Origin of the sequence: Rhodoferax sp., from assembly GCF_014859475.1 — a bacterium.
Classification (GTDB): Bacteria; Pseudomonadota; Gammaproteobacteria; order Burkholderiales; family Burkholderiaceae_C; genus Rhodoferax.
The window spans coordinates 1-3,632 of the sequence record NZ_JACUUE010000228.1 but is presented as its reverse complement, the minus strand read 5'-3'; the positions used below and the strand labels follow the sequence as shown (position 1 = coordinate 3,632).

General features: G+C 56.1%; 4 protein-coding genes. All 4 read left to right on the top strand.

The window, feature by feature from the left end:
• Positions 1-2,252 (top strand): type I secretion C-terminal target domain-containing protein (locus IBX54_RS13480; protein ID WP_296543173.1); only part of this gene is annotated, 2,252 nt, incomplete at its 5' end.
• Between the two features lie 134 nt (positions 2,253-2,386).
• A complete protein-coding gene (locus IBX54_RS13475; protein ID WP_296543172.1) occupies positions 2,387-2,623 on the top strand; it encodes a hypothetical protein in 237 nt (78 codons plus the stop codon).
• Positions 2,610-2,981 (top strand): helix-turn-helix transcriptional regulator, encoded by a 372-nt coding sequence (locus IBX54_RS13470; protein ID WP_296543171.1) that lies wholly within the window; start codon positions 2,610-2,612, stop codon positions 2,979-2,981. The genes IBX54_RS13475 and IBX54_RS13470 overlap by 14 nt, the downstream gene beginning before the upstream one ends.
• Positions 2,968-3,632 (top strand): type II toxin-antitoxin system HipA family toxin (locus tag IBX54_RS13465; protein WP_367141848.1); only part of this gene is annotated, 665 nt, incomplete at its 3' end. The genes IBX54_RS13470 and IBX54_RS13465, both read left to right, overlap by 14 nt.

Below are 3,632 nucleotides of genomic sequence, written 5' to 3'. Positions count from 1 at the left end.
GCGGTGGTGCTGGCGCTGACGGCGGCATCAGCTTTGTGCAATTGCTGCGCATTGTCGAAGGGGTGGAGCCGCTGGTTTACGAATACGATTACACGGCGCCTGAGTTGGCGCCTGATTTGCAATCGGCGCCTCTGCTCCCGCCAGAAGAAGAGGTGGCGCCGCCAGCGCCGGTTACAGTGAGTCAGGCGTTGCTGGTTGAAGAAGAATCCGTGCCTGCCAATGGGGGTGTCATTGGTAATGATGAGGATGACGGCCTTAGCCACACCGATACCGGCTCTGTTTGGTCGGGTGGTGCGTCCGGCGTTGTGACCACCATCACTATCGCCGGTTTCGCGCCTGTTACGGTTGCAGCGGGTGGTTCGACCGTCTTTTTTGACCAGGCCGGTAATCCGATTCAGTCGGGCAGCGAGGCTACGGCCGCAGCACAACTGACGGTCAATCCTGATGGCATATACACCTTTACGATGCTCGGCGCCATGAGCCATGAGCCAGTTCAAGGGGAAAACACTCTCGTTCTGCCACTGGTGGTGTTGAGTGGCACGGCCAGCGATGGCGCGCCGACCACGGTGAATTTGTCGCTGTCGGTGATGGATGATGTGCCGAGCCTGTTGGCCCCCTCCGCCACCCACATCATCGAACTGGATGCTTCTCAGTCCGTGACTGCAGCCCTCAATTTCATGGCCGGCAGCGATGGTGTGGGTTCTGTGAACTTCACCTTCACACAAGGTACGGTTGCCATGGATGCCGATGGAAACGCGCTGAGCTTTAATGGTCAGCCACTGTACCTGCACTACGGTCAGACAGGCGGCGTGATCGATTATTCGATCCTGGTGGCCACCACTTCCAGTACTGTTTCTTCGGCAGGGGTTTCTAATACAGGCACGAATGTTGGTTTCTGGATCGACATCGACCCGACGGCCAACACCTATACCCTGCATTCGAATGGCGTGATTGAAAACGGCACTGCAGTCACTGCTACCACCCTCAGCAGCGTGGGCGGTGGCAACCAAGCACTGCAGGTAATTTCGGATATTGGAGGCACCACACAAGACGTTGTGCTTACGACTAAGGCGAATTCAACGGTCAATACCAGTTCTCAATCGATTGGTATTAGCACTGGGCAGAGTTTTAAGCCCGGCGAGGACTCGATCCGGCTCGATTTCACGAATGGCAATGTTTCCGGGCAAGGTGCCAATGAGGAGTATAAGTATGAAAGTCACAATACGACCACGGCGTTCCGTCAGCAAGTTGGTTTGACTGGTAACGCCTCTTCTGCAGCGATCAAACTGTCGGCAATTTTGGCTGACACGTATAGCGTTTTTTATGGGGATGCACTTGGCGAGAGTCCGATCCCCATCACCGGTGTTCGCGTGTTCAGCGGTACACTTGCTCAAGTCAATGCAGGTACTGCTAACGATGTCACTGACAAAGTAAAGGTTATCTATAACGATGATGGAACCGTCGAGATTTCTGGGATCCAGAATGGATGGTTCTATGAAGTCACAACGACCTACCCCTTCAGCGCCTTGCAAGTTGATGCACTGAGCAGCGATGGCGCTGGTAACTTCAAACTGGGTGTGTTCAGCTACGGCGAAGCCAGCGATGGCACGCCGATCGAGTTGAACTATGGCATCGTTGGTACGGACGGTGATGGTGATGCGATCAACGGCTCCATCGACGTCACGATGTACCCGGCAGGCCCGACCATCGTGGGTACCAATGGGGGCGAGACGCTGGAGGGCACGACTGGCACCGACTACCTCCTGGCAGGGGATGGCAACTACACGCTCATCGGTGGTGAGGGAGACGACATCCTGATCGGTGGTGAGGGAGACGACATCCTGATCGGTGGTGAGGGAGACGACACGCTGACCGGCGGTGCAGGTGCCGACGTGTTCAAGTGGAGTTTGGCTGATCAGGGGACCAATGATGATCCAGCCATCGATACGATCAAGGACTTCACTTTAGGACTGGGCGGAGATCAATTGGATTTGCGCGATATTCTGGATCAGGCTGAAGACCCCGTTACTCTGGATGCCTATTTGCACTTTGTTGAGGACGGTGGCAACGTGGTCATCAGTGTGGATACCAATGGTCTGGAAGCTGATGGTGTGACCCAAACCATCATCTTGGAAGGCGTCACTTTCGCTGAAATCAATGCATTGCCAGTCACAGTCACAGGCACCTTTACGGATGAGCAGTGGTTGATTGCCAAGTTGCTACAGAATGACAACCTGAAGACGGATATGTAAACTGCAGTAACTTCGGTCAGTCCCGCGCGGGCTGAGTCAAATCAAAGGGCGGTCTATCAAAGTGGACTGCCCTTTTTACTGTCGCACTTGATCCGCAAGCCATGACGTCCTGACTGCATGGATTGCCGTCAACCATGGATCAGGTCATGGAATGCGTGGTGCAGCAATTGAAAAAGTATGTGCCGACAAATTTCGGGCGTTTCATGTCATTCCCATACCGTCTGCCAGGCATCAAACTCACTGGGTCGCAAACGGTAACGGGCGATGCTGTGGCGCCGGCGCAAGGCAGAGTCCTGTGGGAGCGGCGCCCTCGCCGCGATGGTTCCCTTGTTGAGCTGTTTAAATATAATGGCCTTCATGAAAGCTATTGAATGTTTTAAAGACCTTGATCAGAGTCTTAAAAATGAAAAGCTGCCTTTGCCGCTGCCGGTTGAGCGCGCCATCCAGAAGCTGGGGCTTGACTTGTCGCTGGCAAGGCGTCGCAGGCACATTTCGCAGGCATCGCTGGCCGAACGAGTTGGGGCCTCGCTGAACACCGTCAAGCGCATGGAGAAGGGCGACCCCCGCGTGCCGCTTCATTTTGTTGCGCGAACCCTGCACGTTTTTGGCGATATCGAGCGTTTGTCGCAGCTGCTCGATACGAGTCAGGACCAGATTGGCCTGGTGTTGATGGACGAGCAGTTGCCCAAGCGCATCCGGGCACGCAAAACGCAAGGTGGGGCTTTGTGAAGCCGGTCGCAAGCCATCTGCGCACGGTCGTCTGGCCATTGGCAAGTTTCCGAGCGTGGCGGACGCCCGAAGTGTGACGCGCGGCGAGGTGCTGGCCCTGCGCCTGGCCAGCCATGCCGGCATCCGGGCCGCGCCGGCGCGCATCATGAACATCAACGGAGCAGCCGTGGCGCTCATCGATCGATTTGATCGGACGCAGGACATGGCCCGCATTCATTACCTGTCGGCAGCGTCGATGCTGCAGGCCTCGCGGGAGGACGACCGGTCGTACACCGAGATTGCCGACATCATTCGCGCCAAGTGCGTCAAGCCTACTGAAGATGTGCGCGAGCTTTGGCGCCGGATGGTGTTTAACCTGCTCATTACCAATGTAGATGACCATCTGCAAAACCATGGTTTTCTTTACGAAGGCAATGGGCAGTGGCGGCTGGCCCCGGCGTTCGACATCAATCCGTTTCCAGACAAAGACCGGGAGTCAAAAACCTGGCTGTCGCCGCAGACCGGCCCCATTGATTCCTTGCAGATGCTGCTTGACCACGCCAACTACTTTAGCCTCGGTTTGCCTGGTGCGGCGCTGCAGATTTTGAGCGAGGTGATGGCGGCTGTCTCAAACTGGAAAGCGGTCGCGATGACACCTGAGGTAGGGCTGAC